The sequence below is a fragment of the Mesorhizobium sp. WSM4822 genome, assembly GCF_055811155.1.
In genome coordinates this window covers 126,974-150,833 of record NZ_JBVVQM010000004.1, presented here as the reverse complement: position 1 = coordinate 150,833, position 23,860 = coordinate 126,974, and the positions used below count along the sequence as shown (strand labels likewise).

26 protein-coding genes are annotated in these 23,860 nt (G+C 62.5%); 8 read left to right on the top strand and 18 right to left on the bottom strand.

Features of this window, described 5'->3' with window-relative positions; all coding sequences use genetic code 11:
- Window positions 1-2,889, top strand: coding sequence for an EAL domain-containing protein (locus AC0L3E_RS11470; protein ID WP_127270311.1), 2,889 nt, complete (start codon window positions 1-3; stop codon window positions 2,887-2,889).
- A 5-nt stretch (window positions 2,890-2,894) separates the two neighbouring features.
- Here the strand turns inward: AC0L3E_RS11470 and AC0L3E_RS11465 are convergent, their stop codons facing one another.
- Window positions 2,895-3,503, bottom strand: a complete 609-nt coding sequence (locus AC0L3E_RS11465) for a YqgE/AlgH family protein (protein WP_023808594.1) — start codon at window positions 3,501-3,503, stop codon at window positions 2,895-2,897.
- Window positions 3,504-3,673: 170 nt separating this feature from the next.
- Between AC0L3E_RS11465 and AC0L3E_RS11460 the strand changes: the two genes are divergently transcribed.
- The 3 genes from AC0L3E_RS11460 (at window position 3,674) to AC0L3E_RS11450 (ending at window position 5,600) form a co-directional block, all read left to right on the top strand.
- Window positions 3,674-4,480, top strand: a complete 807-nt coding sequence (locus AC0L3E_RS11460) for a protein-disulfide reductase DsbD domain-containing protein (RefSeq protein WP_127270313.1) — start codon at window positions 3,674-3,676, stop codon at window positions 4,478-4,480.
- Between the two features lie 85 nt (window positions 4,481-4,565).
- A complete protein-coding gene (locus AC0L3E_RS11455; protein WP_127327099.1) occupies window positions 4,566-5,048 on the top strand; it encodes a peroxiredoxin in 483 nt (160 codons plus the stop codon).
- Window positions 5,049-5,123: 75 nt separating this feature from the next.
- Window positions 5,124-5,600, top strand: coding sequence for a DUF2938 domain-containing protein (locus AC0L3E_RS11450; protein ID WP_127270018.1), 477 nt, complete (start codon window positions 5,124-5,126; stop codon window positions 5,598-5,600).
- A 134-nt stretch (window positions 5,601-5,734) separates the two neighbouring features.
- Here the strand turns inward: AC0L3E_RS11450 and rnhA are convergent, their stop codons facing one another.
- From rnhA to coxB, 12 genes are all read right to left on the bottom strand, one after another.
- Entirely contained in the window at window positions 5,735-6,265 is a 531-nt protein-coding gene (gene rnhA / locus AC0L3E_RS11445; RefSeq protein ID WP_127270020.1) for a ribonuclease HI, read from the bottom strand.
- 11 nt (window positions 6,266-6,276) lie between these two features.
- Window positions 6,277-7,239: a homoserine kinase gene (locus AC0L3E_RS11440; RefSeq protein ID WP_127270022.1), complete on the bottom strand. Its 963-nt coding sequence runs from the start codon at window positions 7,237-7,239 to the stop codon at window positions 6,277-6,279.
- A gap of 5 nt (window positions 7,240-7,244) precedes the next feature.
- On the bottom strand, window positions 7,245-8,255 hold the full coding sequence (gene ispH, locus AC0L3E_RS11435; protein ID WP_128308332.1) for a 4-hydroxy-3-methylbut-2-enyl diphosphate reductase: 1,011 nt from the start codon (window positions 8,253-8,255) through the stop codon (window positions 7,245-7,247).
- Between the two features lie 88 nt (window positions 8,256-8,343).
- A complete protein-coding gene (locus AC0L3E_RS11430; protein WP_164898538.1) occupies window positions 8,344-9,099 on the bottom strand; it encodes an SURF1 family protein in 756 nt (251 codons plus the stop codon).
- Entirely contained in the window at window positions 9,096-9,500 is a 405-nt protein-coding gene (locus tag AC0L3E_RS11425; RefSeq protein ID WP_128307731.1) for a DUF983 domain-containing protein, read from the bottom strand. The genes AC0L3E_RS11430 and AC0L3E_RS11425 overlap by 4 nt, the downstream gene beginning before the upstream one ends.
- A 56-nt stretch (window positions 9,501-9,556) precedes the next feature.
- Complete coding sequence (locus AC0L3E_RS11420) at window positions 9,557-10,048, bottom strand: L,D-transpeptidase family protein (protein WP_127320373.1); 492 nt, start codon at window positions 10,046-10,048, stop codon at window positions 9,557-9,559.
- A gap of 93 nt (window positions 10,049-10,141) precedes the next feature.
- On the bottom strand, window positions 10,142-11,023 hold the full coding sequence (locus AC0L3E_RS11415; RefSeq protein ID WP_127270321.1) for a cytochrome c oxidase subunit 3: 882 nt from the start codon (window positions 11,021-11,023) through the stop codon (window positions 10,142-10,144).
- Window position 11,024: 1 nt separating this feature from the next.
- Window positions 11,025-11,657: a cytochrome c oxidase assembly protein gene (locus AC0L3E_RS11410; protein ID WP_127395869.1), complete on the bottom strand. Its 633-nt coding sequence runs from the start codon at window positions 11,655-11,657 to the stop codon at window positions 11,025-11,027.
- Window positions 11,657-11,815: a hypothetical protein gene (locus AC0L3E_RS11405; RefSeq protein ID WP_128307733.1), complete on the bottom strand. Its 159-nt coding sequence runs from the start codon at window positions 11,813-11,815 to the stop codon at window positions 11,657-11,659. The genes AC0L3E_RS11410 and AC0L3E_RS11405 overlap by 1 nt, the downstream gene beginning before the upstream one ends.
- 2 nt (window positions 11,816-11,817) lie before the next feature.
- Complete coding sequence (locus AC0L3E_RS11400; protein ID WP_127320379.1) at window positions 11,818-12,762, bottom strand: heme o synthase; 945 nt, start codon at window positions 12,760-12,762, stop codon at window positions 11,818-11,820.
- A gap of 75 nt (window positions 12,763-12,837) precedes the next feature.
- Complete coding sequence (gene ctaD, locus AC0L3E_RS11395; RefSeq protein ID WP_023808611.1) at window positions 12,838-14,490, bottom strand: cytochrome c oxidase subunit I; 1,653 nt, start codon at window positions 14,488-14,490, stop codon at window positions 12,838-12,840.
- A 38-nt stretch (window positions 14,491-14,528) separates the two neighbouring features.
- Window positions 14,529-15,428: a cytochrome c oxidase subunit II gene (coxB, locus tag AC0L3E_RS11390; RefSeq protein WP_473604805.1), complete on the bottom strand. Its 900-nt coding sequence runs from the start codon at window positions 15,426-15,428 to the stop codon at window positions 14,529-14,531.
- 376 nt (window positions 15,429-15,804) lie between these two features.
- On the opposite strand from coxB, the gene AC0L3E_RS11385 reads away from it, so the two are divergent.
- On the top strand, window positions 15,805-16,359 hold the full coding sequence (locus tag AC0L3E_RS11385) for an invasion associated locus B family protein (RefSeq protein ID WP_013532781.1): 555 nt from the start codon (window positions 15,805-15,807) through the stop codon (window positions 16,357-16,359).
- A 154-nt stretch (window positions 16,360-16,513) separates the two neighbouring features.
- Window positions 16,514-17,926, top strand: a complete 1,413-nt coding sequence (gene tldD, locus AC0L3E_RS11380; protein ID WP_128307735.1) for a metalloprotease TldD — start codon at window positions 16,514-16,516, stop codon at window positions 17,924-17,926.
- Between the two features lie 38 nt (window positions 17,927-17,964).
- Here the strand turns inward: tldD and AC0L3E_RS11375 are convergent, their stop codons facing one another.
- The 4 genes from AC0L3E_RS11375 to AC0L3E_RS11360 all read right to left on the bottom strand — a co-directional run bounded on the left by AC0L3E_RS11375 (window position 17,965) and on the right by AC0L3E_RS11360 (window position 20,914).
- Entirely contained in the window at window positions 17,965-18,471 is a 507-nt protein-coding gene (locus AC0L3E_RS11375) for an RES family NAD+ phosphorylase (protein WP_128307736.1), read from the bottom strand.
- Entirely contained in the window at window positions 18,464-18,835 is a 372-nt protein-coding gene (locus AC0L3E_RS11370; protein WP_127399211.1) for an antitoxin Xre/MbcA/ParS toxin-binding domain-containing protein, read from the bottom strand. Before AC0L3E_RS11370 ends, AC0L3E_RS11375 begins: the two co-directional genes overlap by 8 nt.
- Window positions 18,836-18,911: 76 nt before the next feature.
- Complete coding sequence (locus AC0L3E_RS11365) at window positions 18,912-20,153, bottom strand: class I SAM-dependent RNA methyltransferase (RefSeq protein WP_128307737.1); 1,242 nt, start codon at window positions 20,151-20,153, stop codon at window positions 18,912-18,914.
- On the bottom strand, window positions 20,150-20,914 hold the full coding sequence (locus tag AC0L3E_RS11360; protein ID WP_128288849.1) for a TlyA family RNA methyltransferase: 765 nt from the start codon (window positions 20,912-20,914) through the stop codon (window positions 20,150-20,152). The genes AC0L3E_RS11365 and AC0L3E_RS11360 overlap by 4 nt, the downstream gene beginning before the upstream one ends.
- Window positions 20,915-21,238: 324 nt before the next feature.
- On the opposite strand from AC0L3E_RS11360, the gene AC0L3E_RS11355 reads away from it, so the two are divergent.
- On the top strand, window positions 21,239-22,234 hold the full coding sequence (locus AC0L3E_RS11355; RefSeq protein ID WP_164898540.1) for a sterol desaturase family protein: 996 nt from the start codon (window positions 21,239-21,241) through the stop codon (window positions 22,232-22,234).
- A gap of 266 nt (window positions 22,235-22,500) precedes the next feature.
- Complete coding sequence (locus AC0L3E_RS11350) at window positions 22,501-23,382, top strand: GNAT family N-acetyltransferase (protein ID WP_245469490.1); 882 nt, start codon at window positions 22,501-22,503, stop codon at window positions 23,380-23,382.
- An 88-nt stretch (window positions 23,383-23,470) separates the two neighbouring features.
- Here the strand turns inward: AC0L3E_RS11350 and AC0L3E_RS11345 are convergent, their stop codons facing one another.
- Entirely contained in the window at window positions 23,471-23,764 is a 294-nt protein-coding gene (locus AC0L3E_RS11345) for a hypothetical protein (RefSeq protein ID WP_127268717.1), read from the bottom strand.
- Between the last annotated feature and the right edge of the window lie 96 nt (window positions 23,765-23,860).

Sequence of the window (23,860 nt, the reverse complement as noted above, 5' to 3'; positions counted from 1 at the left end):
TTGACGAATTTCCTGCGAAACGGGTCGCTGTTCGCCTTTGTCCTCGCGACACTCCTGACGCTGTGGGCGGCATCGTCGGCCTTCGCCGTGGAGCCGATCAAGATCGCCCGCGACGACGTCGCGCTCGACCTTTCCGGCGCCGTCGAGATCTACCGGAACCAGGGCGAGAATTTCCAGGTGTCGACCGCGCCGGGTCCGGACGGCATCGTGCGGCGCATCGAGGTCGAGGCCAATGATGCCCGTTCGACCGGCGACTGGGCTGTTTTCGCGCTCGCCAACACCACCGACCAGCAGCTCGACCGGCTGATCGTCGCACCGCATTTCCGCTTGGTGAATTCCGGCATCTTCTGGCCGGATCTCGGCTCGACCCGCATCGCCGCCATCACGCCCAGCGAGGGCTTCGCGCTCGACCGCCAGACCAGCCCCGATGCCGACGTTTTCCGGGTGACGCTGAACCCCGGCACGGTGATCACCTTCATCGCCGAACTGGCCTCGCCGAAGCTGCCGCAGGTCTACCTCTGGGATCCGGAATCCTACAAGGACTCGGTCAATTCCTACACGCTGTTTCGCGGCATCGTCATCGGTATCGCAGGCTTGCTGGCGCTGTTCCTCACCATTCTTTTCGTGGTCAAGGGAACCTCGATGTTCCCCGCGACCGCCGCGCTTGCCTGGGCGGTACTGGCCTATATCTGTGTCGATTTCGGCTTCCTCAACAAGGTCATCGAGATCTCGCCCGGCAATGAGCAGATGTGGCGGGCGGGAACGGAGGTGGCGCTGGCTGGAACCTTCGTGGTGTTCCTGTTCGCCTATCTCAACCTCAACCGATGGCACGGCCATTTCAGCTACGGCGCACTGGTCTGGATTCTCGGGCTGGTGCTGATCGCCGGGGTCGCGATCGTCGATCCGGCGGTTGCCGCCGGCATCGCCAGGCTGTCCTTCGCCGCAACCGCACTGACCGGGCTTGGCCTGATCATCTTCCTCGGCATACGCGGCTACGACCGTGCCATCATGCTGGTGCCCAGTTGGGTCATGGTGCTGTTGTGGCTATGCGGATCGTGGATGGCGATCACCGGCATGCTCGACAACGACATTGCCCAGCCGGCCCTGGGCGGCGGGCTGATCCTGATCATCCTTCTGATCGGCTTCACAGTGATGCAGCACGCCTTTGCCGGCGGCGCCCTGCACCAGGGCCTGTTCTCCGACCTCGAGCGGCAGGCGCTGGCGGTGGCCGGATCGGGCGACACGGTCTGGGACTGGGATGTGCTGCGCGACCGCGTCGTCACCAAGCCCGATGTCAGCATCCAGCTCGGCCTGGCACCGAACAGCCTTGGCGGCGCGGCCCGCAACTGGCTGCCGGTGCTGCATGCCGACGACCGCGACACGTTCCGCACGACGCTCGACGTGGTGCTCGAACACCGGCGCGGCCGGGTGTCGCAGAATTTCCGCCTGCGCGGCGCCGACGGCCACTATCACTGGTTTTCACTGCGCGCACGCCCGGTCATCGGCTCGGACGGCGAAGTCATCCGCTGCGTCGGCACCATGGTCGACGTGACCGAGCAGAAAAAGTCCGAGGAAAGGCTGCTGCACGACGCCGTGCACGACAATCTGACCGGCCTGCCGAACCGTGAACTTTTGATGAACCGGCTGGAAGCGATCATCTCGATCGCGCGCACCGAAGAGAAGGTGCGGCCGACCGTCTTCGTCATCGACATCGACCGTTTCAAGCAGGTCAATGACGGGCTCGGCATCTCGGCCGGCGACACCATCCTCTTGACCATCGCGCGCCGCCTGCACCGGCTGCTCAAGCCGAAGGATTCGCTGTCGCGCTTTGCCGGCGACCAGTTCGCTTTGATGCTGCTGTCCGAACAAGACCCGGCCCGCATCGCTGCGGTCGCTGATGCCATAAAGCATGCCATCAACAACCCGATCACCTTCGCCAAGCGCGAGATCGTGCTGACCGCGTCGATTGGGCTGATCACCTGGAATTCGCCGCAGATGTCGGCCGAGGACATGGTCAAGGATGCCGAGCTTGCCATGCACCAGGCCAAGCGCTTCGGCGGCGACAGGATCGAGCCGTTCCGTCCGGCTTTCCGCACTGTCGGCACCGACAGGCTGCAGTTCGAATCCGACCTGCGCCGCGCCATCGAGCGGCGCGAATTCACGCTTGCCTACCAGCCGATCGTGCGGCTCGAGGACGGCAGTGTCGCCGGCTTCGAGGCGCTGCTGCGCTGGGACCACCCGCGCCGCGGCATGATCCCGCCGGCGGATTTCATCCCGGTAGCCGAAAGCTGCGGTCTTATCGTGCAGCTCGGCCTGTTTGCCATGCAGCAGGCGGCGGAAGATCTCGCCAGCTGGCAAAAACAGATCGGCGACGCGCCGCTGTCGGTCTCGGTCAATTTATCCAGCCGCCAGTTGATCCGCCGCGACTTGGTCAGCGACGTCCGCTCGGTCATCGCGCGGGCCAATCTGAAGCCGCGCTGCTTCCGGCTGGAGCTCACCGAATCGCTCGTCATGGACAATCCCGAGCAGACCGCCCATGTGCTGACCAAGCTGAAGCAGCTCGGCATCGGCCTGTCGCTGGACGATTTCGGCACCGGCTACTCCTCACTGGCCTACCTGACGCGTTTCCCCTTCGACACCATCAAGATCGACAAGAGCTTCGTCGACGACAACACGCCCAAGCGCGCGGTGCTGCTGAAATCAATGGTCAACATGGCGCACGAGCTCGGTCTGTCCGTCGTCGCCGAAGGCATTTCGGACGAGAGCGATGCGCTGGAATTGCGTCAGATGGGCTGCGAATATGTGCAGAGCTTCATGTTCGGCGCCCCGATGCCGGGCGACCAAGTGCTGAAGACGCTGAAAGAGCAGTATCCGCTGACGCAAGCGTAAGCGGATCAGGCGTGTCCGGCCGCCAAGCTGAGATGCGCAAGGTCGATACCGATCGAGGCGAGGATCCGGTCGTATTTGCGCTCGATATCGGTGTCGAACAGAAGCTCGGCATTGGCCGGACAGGTCAGCCAGCCATTTTCGGCGATCTCGGTCTCCAACTGGCCGGCGCCCCAGCCGGAATAGCCGAGCGCCATCAGCGCATGACGAGGCCCGCGGCCGGACGATATGGCGCGCAATATGTCGACGGTCGCCGTCAGGCAGATGTCATCGGAAACGGTCAGCGACGATTCCACCCGATAGTCTCCCGAATGCAGGACGAAGCCCCGGCTGCGGTCCACGGGGCCGCCATTGCGCACGACGAAATCGCGGGCCTGAGCCGGCAATCGGATCGCCTCCTGCTCGTTCATGATGCCCAGTTGCACGAGCAAGTCCGGAAACAGCATCTGCTGCGTCTGGTTGATGATCAGGCCCATGGCGCCTTCATCGGAATGTGCGCAGACATAGATGACCGAGCGCGTGAAACGGTCGTCCTTCATGCCGGGCATGGCAATCAGGAACTGATCGTCGAGAAAGCCGCGACTGGCGACCGTCTTCTTGTGGCGCAACAAGTCCATGAAGGGAGCGTAACGCGTTTCCAAAGCGCCGAAAAGATGCGCCGTGCTGGATTCGACCAAAGCCTGTGGCGGCGGCTCGAACATTCTTCTCCCTCGAAGTCACGCAAATATGATACCGGCAAGGCCATGAAATCATTGCGCGGCCACGAACGGACGATCAAATCACCGACATGCGAAGCTTGAAAATCCTGCTGCTCGGCGCCGCCATCGGATCGGCAACCGCTCTTCCCGCCGCCGCCTCCTCATCGGCGTGGTACAACAGCGAAGGCGGCAAGGTCCGGCTGGTGACCTCAGGCAAAGCCGACGACACCGGCCGCATCCAGGGCGTTCTCGACATAGCGCTCAAGCCCGGCTGGAAGACATATTGGCGCGATCCGGGCGACGCGGGCGTGCCACCGCAACTCGACATTTCAGCCAGCACCAACATCGCCGACGCAGCGCTATCGTTTCCGGCGCCGCAGCGCCATGACGACGGCTATGGCAAATGGGCAGGCTACAACTATCCGGTTTCTCTGCCGGTGACATTCACGCTGGCGGCGCCGAACCAGCCGGCGTTGATCGATGCCGACATCTTTCTCGGCATCTGCGAAACGATCTGCATCCCGGTGCAGACGCGGCTGACCGTCGACCCGGCCTCCGATCCGGACAATGCCGAGGACGCAGCGCTGGTGAAGGCGAGTTTCGCGGCGCTACCAGCGCCCGCGAGGTCCGATTTCGGCATCGCTGTGCTGCCGGGCGACCACGAGACGCTGATTGTCGAGGCGAGCTTTCCCGGCGATCCGGAGGCGGCGGATTTCTTCGTCGCCGGCGAGCGGGACTACATGTTCGGCACCCCTGCCCGCAGCGAAAAGGACGGCAAGCTGATCTTCACCGTGCCGATCCTCGATCGCCCCTCGACGACGCCGACCGATGGCGGGCTTCACTATACGCTGACGAGTTCGGCGGGCGCGGTCGAAGGGGTTCTGCCTTTCCCTTGATCCAGCCCACCCCAACGGTTGCAGGAAGCCGTCGGGTTCGCTAGGCAAAGACACGTCCTTCCCCATTTTCCCAAGCGAGGAATCCATGACCATTTCCGTTGGCGACAAGCTGCCTGACGTGACCTTCAAGACGATGACCGCCGATGGCGCCAAGCCGATCACCGGGGCCGAGATCTTCCCGGGCAAGAAGGTCGTGCTGTTTGGGGTTCCCGGCGCCTTCACACCGACCTGCAGCAACAACCATTTGCCGGGTTATCTCGAGAACCACGATGCCATCCTGGCGCGCGGCGTCGACACCATCGCCGTCGTTTCGGTCAACGACGTCCATGTCATGGGCGCCTGGGCGCACTTCACCGGCGGTGAGGGCAAGATCATGTTCCTCGCCGACGGCAGTGGCGATTTCGCCAAGGCGGTAGGCCTCGACAATGACCTTTCCGCCAGCGGCATGGGGCTGCGTTCGAAGCGGTTTTCGATGATCGTCGACGACGGCAAGGTCACCGCGCTCAATGTCGAGACCAAGCCTGGTGTCGACGAGTCCGGCGCGGCTCATATTCTGGGACAGCTCTGAAGTTCAGCGCGGCGTCGGGTGTGGAACGACGATCGCGCTTGTAGCCCAGGGCTTGCGTTTGGGGGGATTCTAGCGATGTTTGACATGTTCTGGCGCGCTATCGCGATCGGCATCGGCGCCACCGTCCTGATGGATCTCTGGGCCATCTTCCTGCACAAGGCGTTCGGCCAGCCACGGCCGAACTGGGGGCCGGTCGGTCGCTGGGTCTGGCATCTCCGTGACAAGGTCTTCCACGACGATATCGGCGGTGCCGCACCGTACGTGCATGAAAAGGCGCTGGGTTGGGCCTTTCACTATTTTGTCGGCATCGTCTACGGCATCATCCTGGTGGTGCTGGCCGGAGCGGGCTGGCTTGCCGCGCCGACATTCCTGCCGGCCTTCATCCTCGGCATCGTCACCGTCGGCGCCGGCTGGTTCCTGCTGGCACCCGGCATGGGCGCCGGCTGGGCGGCCTCGAAGCGGCCCAACCCGATGCTGATCCGGGCGCTGAATCTGGTGTCGCACACCGTGTTCGCACTTGGGCTTTGGGGCACGGCGCTGCTGATCCGATAAGGGTCTACAACTGCGCTGGCCAGTCGATCGGCAGCCAGCAGTAGATAACGCGGTGCGCGCCGATATCGTAGTAGTTGCCACCCCCGCCGGCTGATCCGCTTCTTCGTACCTGAGAGCCGCGCCGCTCCGGAAATTCAATAGCTCTGGGTAGAGCGCCGCACTTTCGCGATTGCCGGTTGTTTGGCCGGCGCAGCAGGCTTTGCCGCTGCTGCAGGCTTGAACGGACCTTTCTTGAACGGCGCCATGCCTTCGCGCGCAAGCTCGTCGGCGCGCTCGTTCTCGACATGACCGTCATGGCCCTTGACCCAGTTCCAGGTGACCTTGTGGCGCTTGTTGGCCTCGTCGAGCGCCTGCCAGAGTTCACCGTTCTTCACCGGCTTCTTGTCGGCGGTCTTCCAGCCGTTCTTCTTCCAGCCGTGGATCCACTTGGAAATACCGTCCATGACGTACTTGCTGTCGGTGTGAAGGTCGACCGTGCACGGCTCCTTCAGCGCGTTCAGCGCCGAAATGGCGGCCAACAGTTCCATGCGGTTGTTGGTCGTCTCGGCCTCGCCGCCGGAAAGCTCCTTGGTGGTGCCGTTGAAGCGCAGGATCGCGCCCCAGCCGCCAGGGCCGGGATTGCCCGAACAGGCGCCGTCGGTGAAGATCTCAACCAGTTTGCTCATGATACCCCATATCAGGCCAATCCATATTCCGAAGGAGATTTGATCGCCCGGTGGAACCGCATCCTTCTGATGTATTCGGTCGGATCGCGCTTCATCACCAGCCCGCCATCGGGGACGGTCAGCCAGTCGTACAGCCGGGTCAGCATGAAGCGCAACGCCGAACCGCGCGCCAGCACCGGCAGCGCAGCTTGTTCCTGGTCGCTCAGGGGCCGGACGCTCTGGTAGCCGGCGAGCAGCGCCTTGCCCTTGGTGAGGTTGAAGGAAAAATCCTTCTCGAAGCACCAAGCGTTGAGACAGGTGGCGACATCATAGGCGTAGAGGTCGTCGCAGGCGAAATAGAAATCGATCAGGCCGGACAGTTTTTCGCCGAGGAAGAAAACGTTGTCCGGGAAAAGATCGGCGTGGATGATGCCTTTGGGAAGGTCCTTCGGCCAGTTGCGCTCGAAATCGGCAAAGTCGGCATCGACCTCGGCCGCCAGGCCCGGCTCGACCTCGTCGGCGCGATCGCGCGCTGCATCCCAGAGCTTGCGCCAGCCGTCGATGGCCAGGGCATTCGGACGCGTCATCGAAAAATCGGCACCGGCCAGATGCAACTGCGCCAATGCCTTGCCGACCTCGGCACAATGCGTTGCTGTGGGCCGCCGCAACGAAAGCCCTTCCAGGAAGGTGATGATGACCGCCGGCCGGCCGGCGAGCGTGCCGATGACGCTGCCGTCATGCGCGGTCACCGGCAGCGGGCAGGACACGCCCTTGTTGGCGAGATGGCCCATCAGCCCCAGAAAAAACGGCAAATCCGCCTTCTCGACGCGCTTCTCATAGAGCGTCAGGATGTAGGAGCCGCTGGAGGTGTGCAGCAGAAAGTTCGAGTTCTCGGTGCCTTCGGCGATGCCCTTGTAGGACAGGAGATCGCCGACCGGATAGTGCTTCAGGAATGCGCCGAGTTCGCCTTCCGCAACGTCGGTGTAGACCGCCATGTGCCTTACGCGGCTCCATTGACGAAGGCCATGTCGGCCCGCGTCAGTTCGACATCGCGCAGGACCCGCATGACTGGAAAATCCTCGGTTTCCGTGGCCGTGATGGCAAGATCGATCGTGACATCGAAGCGTTGCCGGAACGCGTCGATGATCTCGTCGACGATGATTTCGGGCGCCGACGCGCCGGCCGACAGGCCAAGCGTCGAGATGTTGCCGATGTCATTCCACGGAATCTCGGCGGCGCGCTGCACGAGAAGCGACATGGTGGCGCCTGCACGCTCCGCGACTTCGACAAGTCGTCGCGAATTGGAGGAATTCGGCGCGCCGACGATCAGATAGAGATCGGCGCCCGGCGCGGTGTCCTTGACGGCTTCCTGGCGGTTGGTGGTGGCATAGCAGATCGATTCCGCCGCTGGTGCCTGCAGCGCCGGAAAGCGATCCTGCAAGGCGCGGATGATGCCGGCGGTGTCCTCGACAGACAATGTGGTCTGGGTAACGAAGCCGAGCGCCTGCGGATCGGCGGGCGAGAGCTTTGCGGCATCGGTTTCGGTTTCGATCAGCGTCACCGCTCCGTCCGGCAGTTGGCCCATGGTGCCGATCACTTCGGGATGACCGGCGTGACCAATCAACAGCACATGGCGGCCGAGCCGCTGATGGCGCATCGCCTGCTTGTGGACCTTCGACACCAGCGGGCAGGTGGCATCGAGATAGAAGAGATTGCGCGCCTTCGCATCCGCCGGCACCGATTTCGGCACGCCATGCGCCGAGAACACGACGGGCGACTGCCGATGTTCGGCCGGTATCTCGGAGAGTTCCTCAATGAAGACGGCGCCAAGGCTTTGCAGCCCCTCGACGACGTAGCGGTTGTGCACGATCTCATGGCGGACATAGACCGGCGCGCCATATTTCTTCAGCGCCAGTACGACGATCTGAATGGCACGGTCGACACCGGCGCAGAAACCGCGCGGCTGGCAGAGCCGGATCGTCAGAGGTGGTTTGGTGGTTGTCTGAAGCATTAAATCCGGGCCGGTTGATCAAAGCCGAAATGAAGTGCGCACCCCTGCCCTGTCAAGGGCATCGGTTGAAAGGGGGCATCAGCCGCGTTCATTCGTCTTTCGCGGGACGGCGAAGCCGCAGGATGAGCACGGCTGCGAGCGCCGCGGCAAGCCCGTACCAAGTCATCGCATATTGGAGATGGCTGTTCGGGAGATCGATGATGGTGACGCCGCCAACCGGCAAGCCGCCTGGGTTTGGCGTCTTGTCTGCGTCGATGAAGATCGGCACCAGCGCGGCGCCCGCAGGCAGACCGGCGCTTGCAGCCATCACGTCGCGGTCCTTCCAGTAGAAGATGTTCTTCGCCACGTCGTTGTCGGGAAGCATCATCGACGGCTTGCCCGGCAGCGGGTTGCGGGCCAGCCCGGTGACCGTCACTCTGCCAGCCACCTGTCCCTTGGCGCGCTTGGCGGCATCCTTCAGATCGTAAGGCACGAAGCCGCGATTGATCAGGAGGAAGCGGCCGTCGTCGAGCGCCAGCGGCGTGTAGACATTGAAGCCGGCATCACCTTCCCAGGTCGCGTAGAAGTGGCGTTCGCCTTGATGCAGGAACGTGCCGGTGACGGTGACAGGCGTATAATCGACATCCCCGGTGGCGGCGAACTCTTTCTCGACCGCAACCAACGGCAAGGGCGCCGAATGGGTGCGCTGGTCGATGGTCTGCAGAAGGCCTTCCTTCCAATACAGGCGCTGCATCTGCCAGGTGCCGAGCACCAGCAGGATCAGGAACAGCACAAGGCCAAGGCCGAGCAGCAATGCCGATCGCGGCCGCGAACGACCGTCAGTTCTAAGGGAAGCCTCGCTCATTCGCCGCGATCCAGCCGGCCCTCGGCCGCTTGGTTGCGGTATTGCAGCGTCAGCAGCACGCCCTTGATCAGCCGCAGCGCCGTCAAGCACAGCACAACAGCCAGCGGAATCCAGACCAGCAGATGCAGCCAGAGCGGCGGGCTGAGCGTGACTTCTACCCAGAGCGCCAGGCCGACGATGATAAAGCCGATGATCAGGATCACGAACACCGCCGGCCCGTCGCCGGCATCAGCGTAGGAATAATCGAGGCCGCAATTGACGCATCGCTTGCCGACGGTGAGGAAGCCGGAAAATAGCCGCCCCTCGCCGCAGCGCGGGCAACGGCCATGCAGGCCGGCCGAGATCGGATCGATTGGCGGCCAGATCGCCCTATCTTCACCCTTGGAAGAGTCGTCGCTCATTGCTTACCGCTCGATTTCAGATCGACCGGCAACCAGTTCATCTTGCCACTCATTGCCTACCGCTCGATCTCGATCGGTGTGCCATCGGCCACCATCGCCCAGATTTCGTCCATATCGGAGTCCGTAACCGCAATGCAGCCGTCGGTCCAGTCGACCAATTGAAGCAGCCAGCCCCACCAGCCATAACCGTTTGGCTGGCCGTGGATCATGATCATGCCGCCCGCGTCGACATTGCGCGCCCTGGCGGCCGCCAGATCGTCGGTGTTGGGGTACGAAATATGGATCGATCTGTGCGCGATGCTGTTCGGGTTGCGCCAGTCGAGGACATAGTTCCCCTCGGGCGTGCGTTGATCGCCCTCCTGGTGCTTATGCCCGACAGGATCGCCGCCGAGTGCGATGCCGTAGCTGCGCAGGATCTTGCCGTCGCCAATGAGTTCCAGCCGGCGTTCGGCTTTGTGGACACGCACCAGATCCACCTTCTCGCCGGCAAAGGCCGGGAGTGCCGCGATCATCAATGCGCAAATGGCCCGGAAAATTGTCAGCCGCATTGGCTATCGATCAGCGATCATTGCGCCAAAAAGAAGAAGGCGGCCACGTTGCCGCGGCCGCCCCTCCCCAAACGGAAATTCCTCAGGCCAGGATCAGTGGCCCTCGATCACCGCGCCGACCGATCCCCAGACGTAGATCGAGGCGAACAGGAACAGCCAGACCACGTCGACGAAGTGCCAGTACCAGGCGGCCGCCTCGAAGCCGAAATGTTGCTTGGGGGTGAAATCACCCTTCATCGCCCGGATCAGGCAGACCAACAGGAAGATGGTGCCGATGATGACGTGGAAACCGTGGAAGCCGGTCGCCATGAAGAAGGTGGCGCCATAGATGGAATCCTTGAAGGCGAACGGAGCATGCATGTACTCGTAGGCCTGCACCATGGTGAACAGCATGCCGAGGCCAACAGTCAGCACCAGGCCGTTGATCAAGCCTTTGCGATCGCCATGGATGAGCGAATGGTGCGCCCAGGTCACCGTGGTGCCGGACAGCAGCAGGATGACGGTGTTGTAGAGCGGCAAATGGAAGGGATCTAGAACTTCCATGCCCTTCGGCGGCCAGACACCGCCGGTAAACGCGGTGCGGGCATATTGCTGGACTTCGCTCGGAAACAGGCTGGCATCGAAATAGGCCCAGAACCAGGCAACGAAGAACATCACCTCCGAGGCGATGAACATGATCATGCCGTAGCGCAGATGCAGCGACACGACACGCGTGTGATGGCCCTCATGCGCTTCCTTGATCGTATCCGACCACCAGGCGAACATGGTGTAGAGGATGATCACGAGACCGATGAAGAACAGCCATGGATTGGCGATGTTGAAGCCGAAGATCGGGAACGAGCCGCCCTTCAGGTATTCCATCAGGCAGACGCCGCCAAAGGCGGCGACAAGTGCGCCTACCGATCCCAGGAAAGGCCACGGGCTCGGGTCGACGAGATGATAGTCATGCTGTGGTTTTGCGTGCGCGTCTGCCATATCAACCCCCGAGATTTGCTTCGGTATTCGAAATTGTCTTGCTATTGCCCTTGGCCGGCTCCGAGGAGGCGACCGGCTTGGCCTTCTCGACCGGGAACATCGTATAGGACAGCGTGATCGTCTTCACGTCCTTCAGTTCCGGCACATTGACGATGTCGGGGTCCACGTAGAACAGGACCGGCATGTCCAGTGTCTCGCCGGGCTTCAGCGTCGTGTCGGTGAAGCAGAAGCACTCGACCTTGTTGAAATAGGGACCTGCCAGTTCAGGCTGCACGTTGAAGGTGGCGCGGCCGGTCACGGGACGATCGAACTTGTTGGTCGCCTGATAGTGCGCCTGCACGGTCTCGCCGATCTTCATCGTCATCGAGCGCTGGACCGGCTGGAACTCCCACGGCACGCCAGCGATGTTGGCATCGAAGCGGACAGTGATCTCGCGGTCGAGCACGCGGCCGGCATACTGCTTCTCGGCACGTTGCGTCGTGCCGCCATAGCCGGTCGCCTGGCAAAACATCTTGTAGAGCGGCACCGCGGCATAGGCCATGCCGATCATGCCTGTGAAGAAGGCGAGGCAGACAGCCGCGACGATGACGTTGCCGTTCTTGCCAGCCGCTTTTTTGGAGGTCTCGACGCTCATCACATCGTGCCCAGATTGTGGCCGAACTTCACGATCGTCGCGATGTAGAAAATGACCACCAGCAGCGCCAGCGCCACACCGATGGCGATAGAACGGCTGCGCTGCGCCTTCTTCTGACGCTCGGTCAACGTGATGGTCTCGAACTTTTCCTCGATCATGGTCATGCTCCACCCATGGCAAGCGCGCGTTCGACAACGCTGTCGGCCAGATAGGCAGCGAAGATGGCGAAGAGATAAAGCAGCGAATAGGCGAACAGGGCCTTGGCCGGTTTCATGACGCGGTCATCGTCGGCCATGCCAAGCACTTTCCACGCGTACCAGACAAAACCGACTCCCAGAAGCAGGGCGGCCACGCCATAGAACGGCGTGGTGTAGCCAAGCAGCCACGGCAGCACGCCGACCGGGGCCAGCACCAGCGCATAGGCGAAGATCTGGCGGCGGGTCGAAGCGTGGCCGGCGACGTTGGGCATCATCGGAATGCCAGCCTTGGCATAGTCCTCGGACTTGAACAGCGCCAGCGCCCAGAAATGCGGCGGCGTCCACAGGAAGATGATCAGGAACAGGACAATGCTTTCGAGGCTGACTGTCCCGGTCACCGCGGCCCAGCCGATCACAGGCGGAATGGCACCGGCGGCCCCACCGATGACGATGTTCTGCGGCGTCCAGCGCTTTAGCCACATCGTGTAGACGACGGCGTAGAAAAAGATGGTGAAGGCGAGCAGCGTCGCCGCCAGCCAGTTGACCAGCACGCCGAGCGTCATCACAGACAGCACCGACAGCACCAGCCCGAAGGTCAGGGCTTCGTGCGGCTGGATGCGACCGGCCGGGACCGGGCGGTTGGCGGTCCTGGTCATCACGGCATCGATGTCGGCATCGTACCACATGTTGAGCGCGCCGGAGGCACCAGCACCTATTGCAATAGCCAGGATGGCGATCACCGCCAGCAGAGGGTTGATGGTCACGGGTGCGGCGACAAGGCCGACAAAGGCGGTGAACACCACCAGCGACATGACGCGCGGCTTCAGCAGCGCGAAGAAATCGCCCGCCGTCGCTTCCGACATGCGAAAGCCCGCTTCGTCAATCAATGGGTCGTCGACAAGGGCCATGCGTACTTAAGTCCATCATCCGTTGGCCAAAACCGCCGGCGGACCGGCGGTTTCGTATTCGAGCGGGCAGCCGCCTTACTTGATTTTCGGCAGCTGTTCCCACTGGTGGAAGGGCGGCGGCGAAGGCAGCTGCCATTCGAGCGTCGTTGCGCCCTCGCCCCATGGGTTGGCGCCGGCGATCCGCTTCTTCTGGAAGGCCTCGAACACACCATAGAGGAAGATCAGGACGCCGATGGCCGAGATATACGAGCCGATGGACGACACATAATTCCAGCCGGCGAACGCATCGGGGTAGTCGATGGTGCGGCGCGGCATGCCGGCGAGACCGAGGAAGTGCTGCGGGAAGAAGATCAGGTTCACGCCGACGAAGGTGACCCAGAAATGGGTGTTGGCGATGACGGGCGAATACATGTAGCCGGTCATCTTCGGGAACCAGTAGTACCAGCCGGCGAAGATGGCGAACACCGCGCCCAGTGACAGCACGTAGTGGAAGTGGGCAATGACGAAATAGGTGTCATGCAACGAGCGGTCGAGGCCGGCATTGGCCAGCTGGACGCCGGTGACGCCGCCGATGGTGAACAGGAAGATGAAGCCCAGCGCCCACAGCATCGGCGTCTTGAACGAAATCGACCCGCCCCACATCGTCGCGATCCAGGAGAAGATCTTCACGCCTGTCGGCACCGCGATGACCATGGTGGCGAAGACGAAATAGCGCTGCGTGTCGAGCGACAGGCCGGTCGTGTACATGTGGTGCGCCCACACGATGAAGCCGACGGCGCCGATCGCCACCATGGCATAGGCCATACCGAGATAGCCGAACACCGGCTTCCTCGAGAAGGTCGAGATGACGTGACTGATGATGCCGAAGCCCGGCAGGATCAGGATGTACACTTCAGGGTGACCGAAGAACCAGAACAGGTGCTGGAACAGGATCGGGTCGCCGCCGCCGTCGGGCGCAAAGAAGGTGGTACCGAAATTGCGGTCGGTGAGCAGCATGGTGATGCCGCCGGCCAGGACCGGCAACGACAGCAGGAGCAGGAAGGCGGTGATCAGCACCGACCAGGCAAACAGCGGCATCTTGTGCAGCGTCATACCAGGCGCGCGCATGTTGAAGATGGTGGTGATGAAGTTGATGGCGCCGAGGATCGACGACGCACCGGCAATGTGGATCGACAGGATCGCCAGATCCATGGCCGGCCCGGGCTGGCCCGAGGTCGAAAGCGGCGGATAGAGCGTCCAGCCGCCACCGACGCCAAAGGCGCCCGGCGCGCTCGGCACGAACATCGAGGTGAGCAGCAGGATGAAGGCCGGCGGCAGCAGCCAGAAGGAGATGTTGTTCATGCGCGGGAACGCCATGTCGGGCGCGCCGATCATGATCGGAACCATCCAGTTGGCGAAACCGCCAATCAGCGCCGGCATGACCATGAAGAAGATCATGATCAGGGCGTGCGCGGTGGCGAAGGCATTGTACATGCTCTTGCCGCCGTCGATCGCGGCGTCACCGTTCATGCCATAGACCATCTGCGCCAGACCGCTGAAGATCTGGATGCCAGGCTCCTGCAACTCCATGCGGATGGCGACAGACAAGGCACCGCCGATGATGCCAGCCATGATCGCGAAGATCAGGTAGAGCGTGCCGATGTCCTTGTGGTTGGTCGAATAAACCCAGCGGACCCAGCCGTGATAAGGCTTGTGGTCGTGCCCGTCGTGAGCTGCAGCGTCTGCCATGTTCCGCTCCGTTCCCTAAATCTTGCTAACCCGCGGCATCAGTTGCCGGCGGCCGCTACCTTGTTCTGGCCGTCGACCTCGGCCATCAGCGTCTTGTTGGCGCCGGGCAGATCGGTCTTGGCTGCCGCCAGCCAGGTCTTGAACTGCGCATCGGAGACGACGCGGATGGCGATCGGCATGAAGGCATGGTCCTTGCCGCAGAGCTGCGAGCACTGGCCGTAAAAAATACCTTCCTTCTCCGCCTTGAACCAGGTCTCGTTGGTGCGGCCCGGAACGGCGTCGATCTTGATGCCGAACGACGGCATGGCAAAGGAGTGGATCACGTCGGTCGCGGTGACAAGCACCCGGGTCATGGTGTTGACCGGCACCACCAGCTCGTTGTCGACCGCGAGCAGGCGCGGATAGACCTTGCGGTCCTCCTTGCCGGCTGCGGCGCGTTCGGCGTCCTGGAGGATCGCGGAGTTGAAAGAGAGCGTGTTGTCGGTCTGGTACTCGTAGTCCCAGTTCCACTGGTTGCCGGTCGCCTTGACGGTCAGCTTTGCTTCTTCCGGCGGTGTGTATTGCGCGGTCAGCAGCTGGAACGAGGGAATGGCGATGAGCAGCAGGATGACGACTGGCCCGATCGTCCAGATCAACTCGATCCACGTGTTGTGGCTGGTCTTGGACGGAACCGGGTTGGCGCTCGCGCGGAATCTGACGATGCAGTAGGCGAGCAGAAGCAGCACCAGAATGGTGATCGGGACGATGAACCACATCGTGTAGTTTCCGAACCATTCGATCTGCCGCATCATGTCGGTCGCCGGCGCCTGGAAGGTTGTCTCCCAGTTCTTGGGCTGGTCGGCACGGGCGGACGCGCCGGCGAAAAACGTGATAGCGGCACAAGCACTTAGAAACTTGGCACTTGCTGGAACCTTGGCGTTTGCCAGGAAATTTCTCATCGCCCTCATCGTCTCCCAGTTCCTCGCTGCGGTACCCACGAGAATAACGAACAATGCCGGGACGGGAATCCCGACAGTTTCAAGCTGGTTCAAACCATACTCTTTTTCCCTCCGCAAGAAAGGAGCGGACGAAACCGTGCGGCATTTTTGCGCGCAAGCCCGGATATGCCTTTGGAGGCAGCCGCGGCAGCACCGAATCGCCTACAGTGAGCCCGCAGCAGCATTCCCGCGGGCCGCAGGTGCCGAACGTCGCAATTCGGGCGAAATTGGCAGGGAAAAGCGCCCAATTGGCTTTTTCGGGGCAGACCTGGTGCGGTCTCGTCCTTTACTTGGCTTTGGCGCGGCTTAAAGTGCCGTGATTCGCAATGGAGCCGTCATGAATTACTGGCTTTCGAGAAACTCTCGGTTTTCGAGAAACTGGGCGAAGGTCATCTTTTTCGCCGCCCTGTCTGGCATCGGCTTGTCCGCGATCGTGTCCGGCACGGCGAACGCCGCGCAGCCGAGCGGCACCGTGCGCTCGACACATGGCGCATGGTCGATCATCTGCGACACGCCGGCCGGTGCCACCTCGGAACAATGCGTGATGATGCAGAACGTCGTCGCCGAGGACCGTCCGGAGATGGGACTGTCGGTCGTGGTGCTGCGCACCGCCGACAACAAGGCGGAGATCCTGCGCGTGCTGGCGCCGCTCGGCGTGCTTTTGCCCAACGGGCTCGGCCTCAATGTCGACGGCAAGGACATCGGCCGCGCCTATTTCGTGCGCTGCTTTCAGGACGGCTGCTATGCCGAGGTTATCCTCGAAAAGCCGCTTCTCGACACGCTGAAGACCGGCACGTCGGCCACCTTCATCGTTTTCCAGACCCCGGAAGAAGGCATCGGCATCCCGGTCGACCTCAAGGGCTTTGCCGACGGCTTCGCCGCCCTCCCCTGAAAGCCCGGCGACATCACCGGCTTCAACCAGAAGTGACTTCGACGGGCTGCTGGCAAACCGCTTTTGTCGTTACAATGCGGCAGAGCGATTGTCTCGGCGCGCCTTCGCGCCTACATCGTGGCAAAGACCCATTCCTCCTGTGAACGGATGCGCCATGAACAGCCTGATCGGCCAATTCGACATTTCAGACGATCGCATCAAGCGAATCGTCGCCGATACCATCAACGGCGCCGATGACGGCGAGCTGTTCCTCGAATACAGCGAGAGCGAAGCGCTGATGTTCGACAATGGCCGCCTGAAGACCGCCAACTTCAACACCGACCAGGGGTTTGGTTTGCGTGCGGTTGCCGGTGAAGCCAGCGGCTATGCCCATTCCAGTGACCTGTCCGAGGCCTCGCTGCTGCGCGCGGCCGATGCCGTTTCAACCGTCAAGGGCGGTTATTCCGGCACGCTTGCCGCGGCACCTGCCCGCACCAACCGCCATCTCTATGGCGAAGAGAACCCGATCCCCTCGCCTTCCTTCGAGGCCAAGGCAAAGCTCTTGCAGGAAATCGACGCCTGGCTGCGCGCCGAGGATCCGCGCGTGCGTCAGGTTTCGGCATCGCTCGCCGCATCCTGGCAGCATGTCGAGATCGTGCGCGCCGATGGCCAAATGGTGCGCGACATCCGCCCGCTGGTCCGCATCAACGTCTCCGTTGTGGTCGGCGATGGCGACCGCCAGGAGAGCGGCTCCTACGGCATGGGTGGCCGCAAGGCGTTTGGCGAATTCCTGGTCGAGGACAGCTGGAAGCACGCCGCCAAGGAGGCGCTCAGGCAAGCTCTGGTCAATCTCGAGGCCATACCGGCCCCGGCCGGCACTTTCGACATCGTCTTGTCCAGCGGCTGGCCGGGCGTCATGTTGCACGAGGCCGTCGGCCATGGGTTGGAAGGCGATTTCAACCGCAAGAAGACCTCGGCCTTCGCCGGCCTGCTTGGCCAGCAGGTCGCCGCCAAGGGGGTCACCGTCGTCGACGACGGCACCATGCCCGAACGGCGCGGCTCGCTGACCGTCGACGATGAAGGCACACCTTCGGCCCGCAATGTGCTGATCGAGGATGGCAAGCTGGTCGGCTACATGCAGGATCGCCAGAATGCCCGGCTGATGGGCATGAAGGCGACCGGCAACGGCCGCCGCGAAGGCTATGCCCACCAGCCGATGCCGCGCATGACCAACACCTATATGACATCTGGCGACATGGGGCCGGACGAAATCATCGCCTCGGTCAAGAACGGCATCTATGCCGTCTCCTTCGGCGGCGGTCAGGTCGATATCACCTCGGGCAAATTCGTGTTCGGCTGCACCGAGGCCTACATGATCGAGAACGGCAAGGTGACGCAGCCGATCAAAGGCGCGATGCTGATCGGCAACGGTCCGGACGCCATGCACCGCGTCTCGATGATCGGCAACGACATGAAACTCGACACCGGCATCGGCATGTGCGGCAAGGCCGGACAGGGCGTGCCCGTCGGCGTCGGCCAGCCGCATCTGCGCATGAATCAGATGACGGTGGGCGGCACCAGGGTTTGATAAGAACAGTCGACGAGCTTACTCCCATCTGAGTTGCCCTAAAGCCAGGATGCCGGCGATTTCGGCAGACGACGGTCGGGGTCGACGACATCCAGGCGCGGCGCGCCATCCTCGTTCCAGCGCCAGAGCGCAACGCAGGTGCCGCCGGGCGACATGAAGGACGGATAGATCACGCCGTTCACCCCATCGGCAAGCAGGCGATCCCGCAGCTTGTGGGTCTCGGGCACAAGGCCCTGATCCAGCATGTCTCGCCATTCGCATTGGTGAATGCCCGCCGTCATGGCCAATTCGCTCAGCATTGCGGCATCGGTCAGATCGGCCAAGCGCGCGCCCGAGAGCTCTAGTTGGGCAATTAACGCCGGATGCTGGACAAAGCCTTGATTATACTCCGCCCAGGCGGAGGACAATTCGCGCGCCGCATAGATCGTTGAAGCGCCAATTGGATTCCAGCGACCGCCGAAGTGGGCAGCGCCCTCGCCCGAAAGCGGCAGATGCGCCCAACGCGGTACGAAGGCCCGCCACAAGGTCAGGCTGATCTCAGGCATACACGCCGGAGCGGACGGCCTCCAGGTAGGCCAGCACCTTGTCCGTCTTGCCCTCGCGAACCAGGTCGTAGGCGGTCTTTCCCGCCCAGCCGGGGATCGGCTGGTGCTTAAACCAGATCGCCGCACGTTGCTCGCCGCCGGCCATTTCACCGGCCATCGACAGGATGCGGACGATCGGGCTGAGGGCGGCGTCGACCTTGCGCGCGCCGGCCTTGGCGGCAAGTGTGTTGCGCGCGACCCCGATCAGGCCGGCCAATTCGGTCAGGTTGACACCAAGCTGTTCCGCGACACGCCTTGCCGAAAGGTAAGGCGACCGTTCCTCGCCAAAGCGTGACGCCGGAATTTCGAGGGCTGCGGAGTTCATGACGATAACCTAGCATAGTTTGATGCGTACGGTATCAAAATAGGCCCAATTCACGCGCAACTCAAGCACAAGCGACCTACCGCCTCCGCTTCGGCTTCTCCAGCAACGCCACGGCCTCAACATGCGGCGACCACAGGAATTGGTCGATCGGCGTCACGCTTTTCAGGATGTAGCCGCCGTCGATGAGGATGCGCAAATCTCGCGCGAGCGTCACCGGATTGCAGGACACCGCGGCGACGTACGGCACATCCGAACGGGCGATCTGCTTCGACTGGTCCTCGGCGCCGGCGCGCGGCGGGTCGAACACCACACCATCGAAGGCATTCAATTCCTTGAATGTCAGCGGCCGCCGGAACAGGTCGCGGCGTTCGCCCGTCACCCGCTTCAAGCCAGTGGCGAAACGCGATCCACGGTCGAGGGCCGAGAGGGCTGCCGCATCGCCCTCCACCGCATGGACTTCCGACTTCGCGGCCAGACGCAGAGCAAAGCTGCCGCAGCCGGCGAAAAGATCCGCCACCTTCTTGGCACGCTTCAGATGTCCGCCGACGATATCGGCCATCGCCTGTTCGGCGGCCTCGGTTGCCTGCAGGAACGCGCCCGGGGGCAAGGCGACAGCGACGCTGCCGAACATGACAACAGGCTTTTTCGGCTCGATGATGATCTCGTCATCGATGGACAGCCTGGCAAAGCCCTGCGCCATGACGAAATTGGCAGCGATGCGGCGCTGATGCTCCCCCAGCTTGCCGGATTCGTGAACCGCGACATCGAGCCCCGAACCGGTCACGGTGACCGCCACCCGGAACGATTTGGTGGTTGCGCAGACCAATTCGGCGAGCGCCTTCAAGCGATCGAGCGAAGCGACGATCTCAGGAAGCGAGATCGGGCATTCCGATATGGCGATGATCTCCGGCGACAGATGGCGATGGAAGCCGAGCAGCATGCCTGTATCGGTGCGCCGGGCGGCCAGCACGACACGGCGGCGCGTCTGCGGCGCGCAGGCGACCAGTTCGCCGATCTCGCAATCGATGCCTTTGCCCTTCAGGATGTGCGCCACTTTTTCGCGTTTCCACTTGCGATAGGCTCCGGCTTCGAAATGCTGGAGCGCGCAACCACCGCATTCGGTGAAATGGCGGCAGGCGGGATCGATGCGCAGCGGCGATGCTTCCAGCACCGCCATCAGCATGGCGCGATCCCTTTCGCGCGCGGCGGTGACCGTTTCACCGGGCAGTGTGAAGGGAATGAACAGATCGCCTGTCTCGGTCTCGGCGACACCGTCGCCCTGAGCGCCAAGTTTCCTGATGCTGAAGCGCGCGCTCATCGGTCCTTGATCCCACCGAGCAGGAATTCGCGATTGCCGTCGCCGCCCTCGATCGGCGACAAATGCAGCCCGAGCGAGCGCCAGCCGGGAACGGAGTCCAGCCAATCCTGCAGCAGGCCGGCGACACGGGAGGCGTCGTAGGGATCTTTCAACAGACCACCCTTGCCGATCGCATCACGGCCCGCCTCGAATTGCGGCTTGACCAGAAACATGGCCTTGGCGCCAGCCTTCGCCAGATCAAGCGCCGGCGGCAGCGCCAGTTTCAGCGAGATGAAGCTGACGTCGGACACGATGAAATCCGGAATACGCCCGCTGAGATCGGCAACGGCGAGATCGCGGGCGTTCAGTCCTTCGATCACCGTCACACGCGGGTCGCCGCCGATATCAGGATGCATCTGGCCATGACCGACATCGACCGCGGTGACATGGGCCACGCCGCGCTCGAGCAACACCTGGGTGAAGCCGCCGGTCGAGGCGCCGATGTCGAGCGCTTCAGAGCCGGCAGGGTCGAGGCCGAAATGATCGAGCCCACCGATCAGCTTGAGTGCCGCGCGCGACACATAGCCTTGCGCCGGATCATCGATGGCAACAAGGCATTGCGGCAAAACGCTCTGGCCGGGCTTGCGCGCAATGACGCCGTCGACGGTCACCGTGCCACGCTCGACCGCGTCGCGGGCACGTGAGCGGCTGGCAAACAGCCCGCGCTGGACGAGCAGGTCGTCGAGCCGCTGGCGTGCGCTGGCTGGCAGAGGGGAATTCATCGGCCTTCATGGCGAAAGCCGATGACGATGGCAAGAGCACCGGCCGGAAGCATCTCGTCTCACGTTCCCATCATCACGCCCAGCACATTGGACCGCGGCGATGGTGAGGCGTTCCGTCACGCCGACCACCCTATGAATATCTATCGTTGCGCCGGTTGAGACGGATGACCGCCGAAGCATGAGGTCTCGTCGCCTGCCGATAAGTGCCTAAAATCTAGAAAGCCTCATGATTTCTTAACCAATTTTCATCGCATTTGCTTGAGGACTTCAATGTTATGACCGCGACGACCGGAAAAGCCGGATGAAGAGGCGGCAACCTTGGAAATGGCCAGCGATATCGTCTACAAGGTTCTTGACCGGATTTCCGGCGCCGGCCTGCTGGCGACCGGACTTCTGTTGCTGACTGCTTTGGTCAGCGCCCTGGTCGCCTACTGGCGCACGGTCGAGAAAAAGAGCTGGAAAGAGTTTTTCGAGTTCGCAGTCCCGCATGAGGTCATCACGCACCCTTCGGCGAAAGCCGACCTTTTGTTCTGGGTGACGCGGAAGGCGCTGATGCCATTCCTCATGCTGCCCGCCGGCATCGTCTTCGTCAGCGCCGTCGGCTATGCGACGAACTGGTTGCTCTCCACGCTGCTGGCGATCCAGCCGCCCCTGATCGAAGGACCGGCAGGGCCGGTGACGGTGACGATCTTCACCATCACCATGCTGCTTGCCTACGACATTTCGTACTATCTCTATCACGTCGCCCAGCACCGCTACCCGGTGCTGTGGGAACTGCACAAGGTCCACCATTCGGCCGAGGTGATGGTCGGCATCACCAAGGATCGCGTCCACCCGCTCGACGAATTGATGAACCGGGCCTGGGACGGCGTCATTCCCGGCATCTGCTTCGGCATCTGGTCGCTGGTGTCGCTGAACCTCGTCGAGCTGACGGTCTTCGGCGTCAACGTCTACATCATACGCAACATCCTGATGATGGATTTCGTCAGGCACACGCATTTCAAGATCTCGTTTGGACCGTTGAACAATCTGATCCTGTGCCCGCACTGGCATCAGCTGCACCACAGCACCGACCCGCGCCACTACGACAAGAACTTCGGGCTGCTCTTCTCGTTCTGGGATCGGCTCTTCGGAACCCTGTGCGTTCCGAGACCCGACGAGGACTTCAAGTTCGGTTTGATCGAACGCAACGTGCGCGACTACCAGTCGCTCGCAGGCCTCTATGTCCTGCCGCTGAAGCGGATGTGGCGGCAGATCGCCAGACATTTCCGCACCGACAAGCCCGAGCCACAGCAATCGCCGCAAAGGGGGAAGCCATGAACGGACCCGCCGTGTTCCGGATGCCGCGAACGCACCGGATCGAAATTGCGACCTCGCCAGCGCGACTGGCAGAAATCGCGCCCGCCTGGGCAGCGCTCTGGCAACGCGCCGGCGGCCTCGTTTTCCAGCATCCCGACTGGATCTCGGCCTGGTGGCACACCACACCGCATCAGGACCGTCGCGGTCTCAGGATCGGCCTGGTCTGGAGCGGCGAGCGTCTCGAGGCCGTCATTGCGCTCGCGACCTTCTGGCGCTCGGGCATCCGTATGCTGGAATGGGCGGCGAAAGATCACTGCGACTATGGCGATGTCCTGGTTGCTCCCGATGCCGAGCCACAGATCCTGCCGCAACTCTGGCAACATATCCTCGACGATGGCGGCTTCGATCTTGCCTACCTCAATCGTCTGTTGCCTGATGCCCGATTCCGGACCCTGCTTGGTCCCGCCGCCCCAGGCCAGAGCAATATCTTGCAGCCAAGCCACCGCAGCGAGGTCAGCTATCGAGTTTCCGGCGCCGGGCAACGCGGCGCACAATGGTTTGAAAGCCAGTCGAAGAAAACTCGGCAAAACTATCGCCGTGGCTACAAATTCATGGAGGAAGGCGGCGCGCTGCGTTTCCGCCTGATGGATGCACAGGAAGCCCGCGAGCCGGTGCTGGAGCGCGTCGCGGCGCTGAAGCGGTTGTGGCTTGCAAAACACGGCCGCGTTTCGGACCTCTTCGACGAAGGCTCCCCCGCGCTGGCGGCACTCATATCCGTTCTGGCCAAGCTTGGATTGCTGCGCATCTTCGTGCTCGAACGCGAAGACGAGATCATCGCCATCTCGATCAATTTCGAGCAGCATGGAACGATGATGGCTTTCGTCACCACCTATGATCCGGCCTTCGAACGGGCCTCGCCGGGGATGGTCTTGATGATGGATTACATCCAGTGGTCGTTTGACCGGGGCTTGACCACGATCGATTTTCTCTGCGGCGGCGAGGATTTCAAGCGCCGCTTTGCGACGCATTCGGTGATCTTGTCGTCGGTGGTGGGTGGACGAAACCTGCGCGGACGCCTAGCCGCCCTGGCAGACCGCGCCCGCCACGCGGCGCAATCCTGGCGCCCCGAGAAATCGGCGCAGCAAGCGGAGCTGGTTGCGGCGGAGTAGCATCGCCGACGCTTTTTAGATCGCCTGCACAGCGGCAAGCGCGATGAAACGATCGGGCAATCCCGATCAAGGCTTGTTGGCCTTCAGCTCAGAATACGGTTCGCGAAACCGGGCGCTCGACGGCTGGAGACAAGCCATCCTCACGGCCGCCCGAAGCTTGCTCGCGTGCAGGCTCGATGGCACCCGCAGGCGCGGGAACAGGGGCCGGCAGAACCACCAATTGCGGCACCTGCTTGAAGGAAAAGCCGCCGCGGATGTCGCCCATCTTGCCGGCGATGATGCCCATCGCCGCCTTTTCGAGGCTGCGGTCATAGCGCGTTTCGGCTGTGGCCGGCGCGATGATAACGGCGCAAAGTGCTGCGCCGCACAGAAGCGTTTTCATTGTTGTTGTCTCCCTGCCTGGTCACGATCTAGCAGGGCGCCATTGAAAAACGGCCAAGAGACACGGTAAGCAAAGCGCCAAACGGCAGCGTAAACA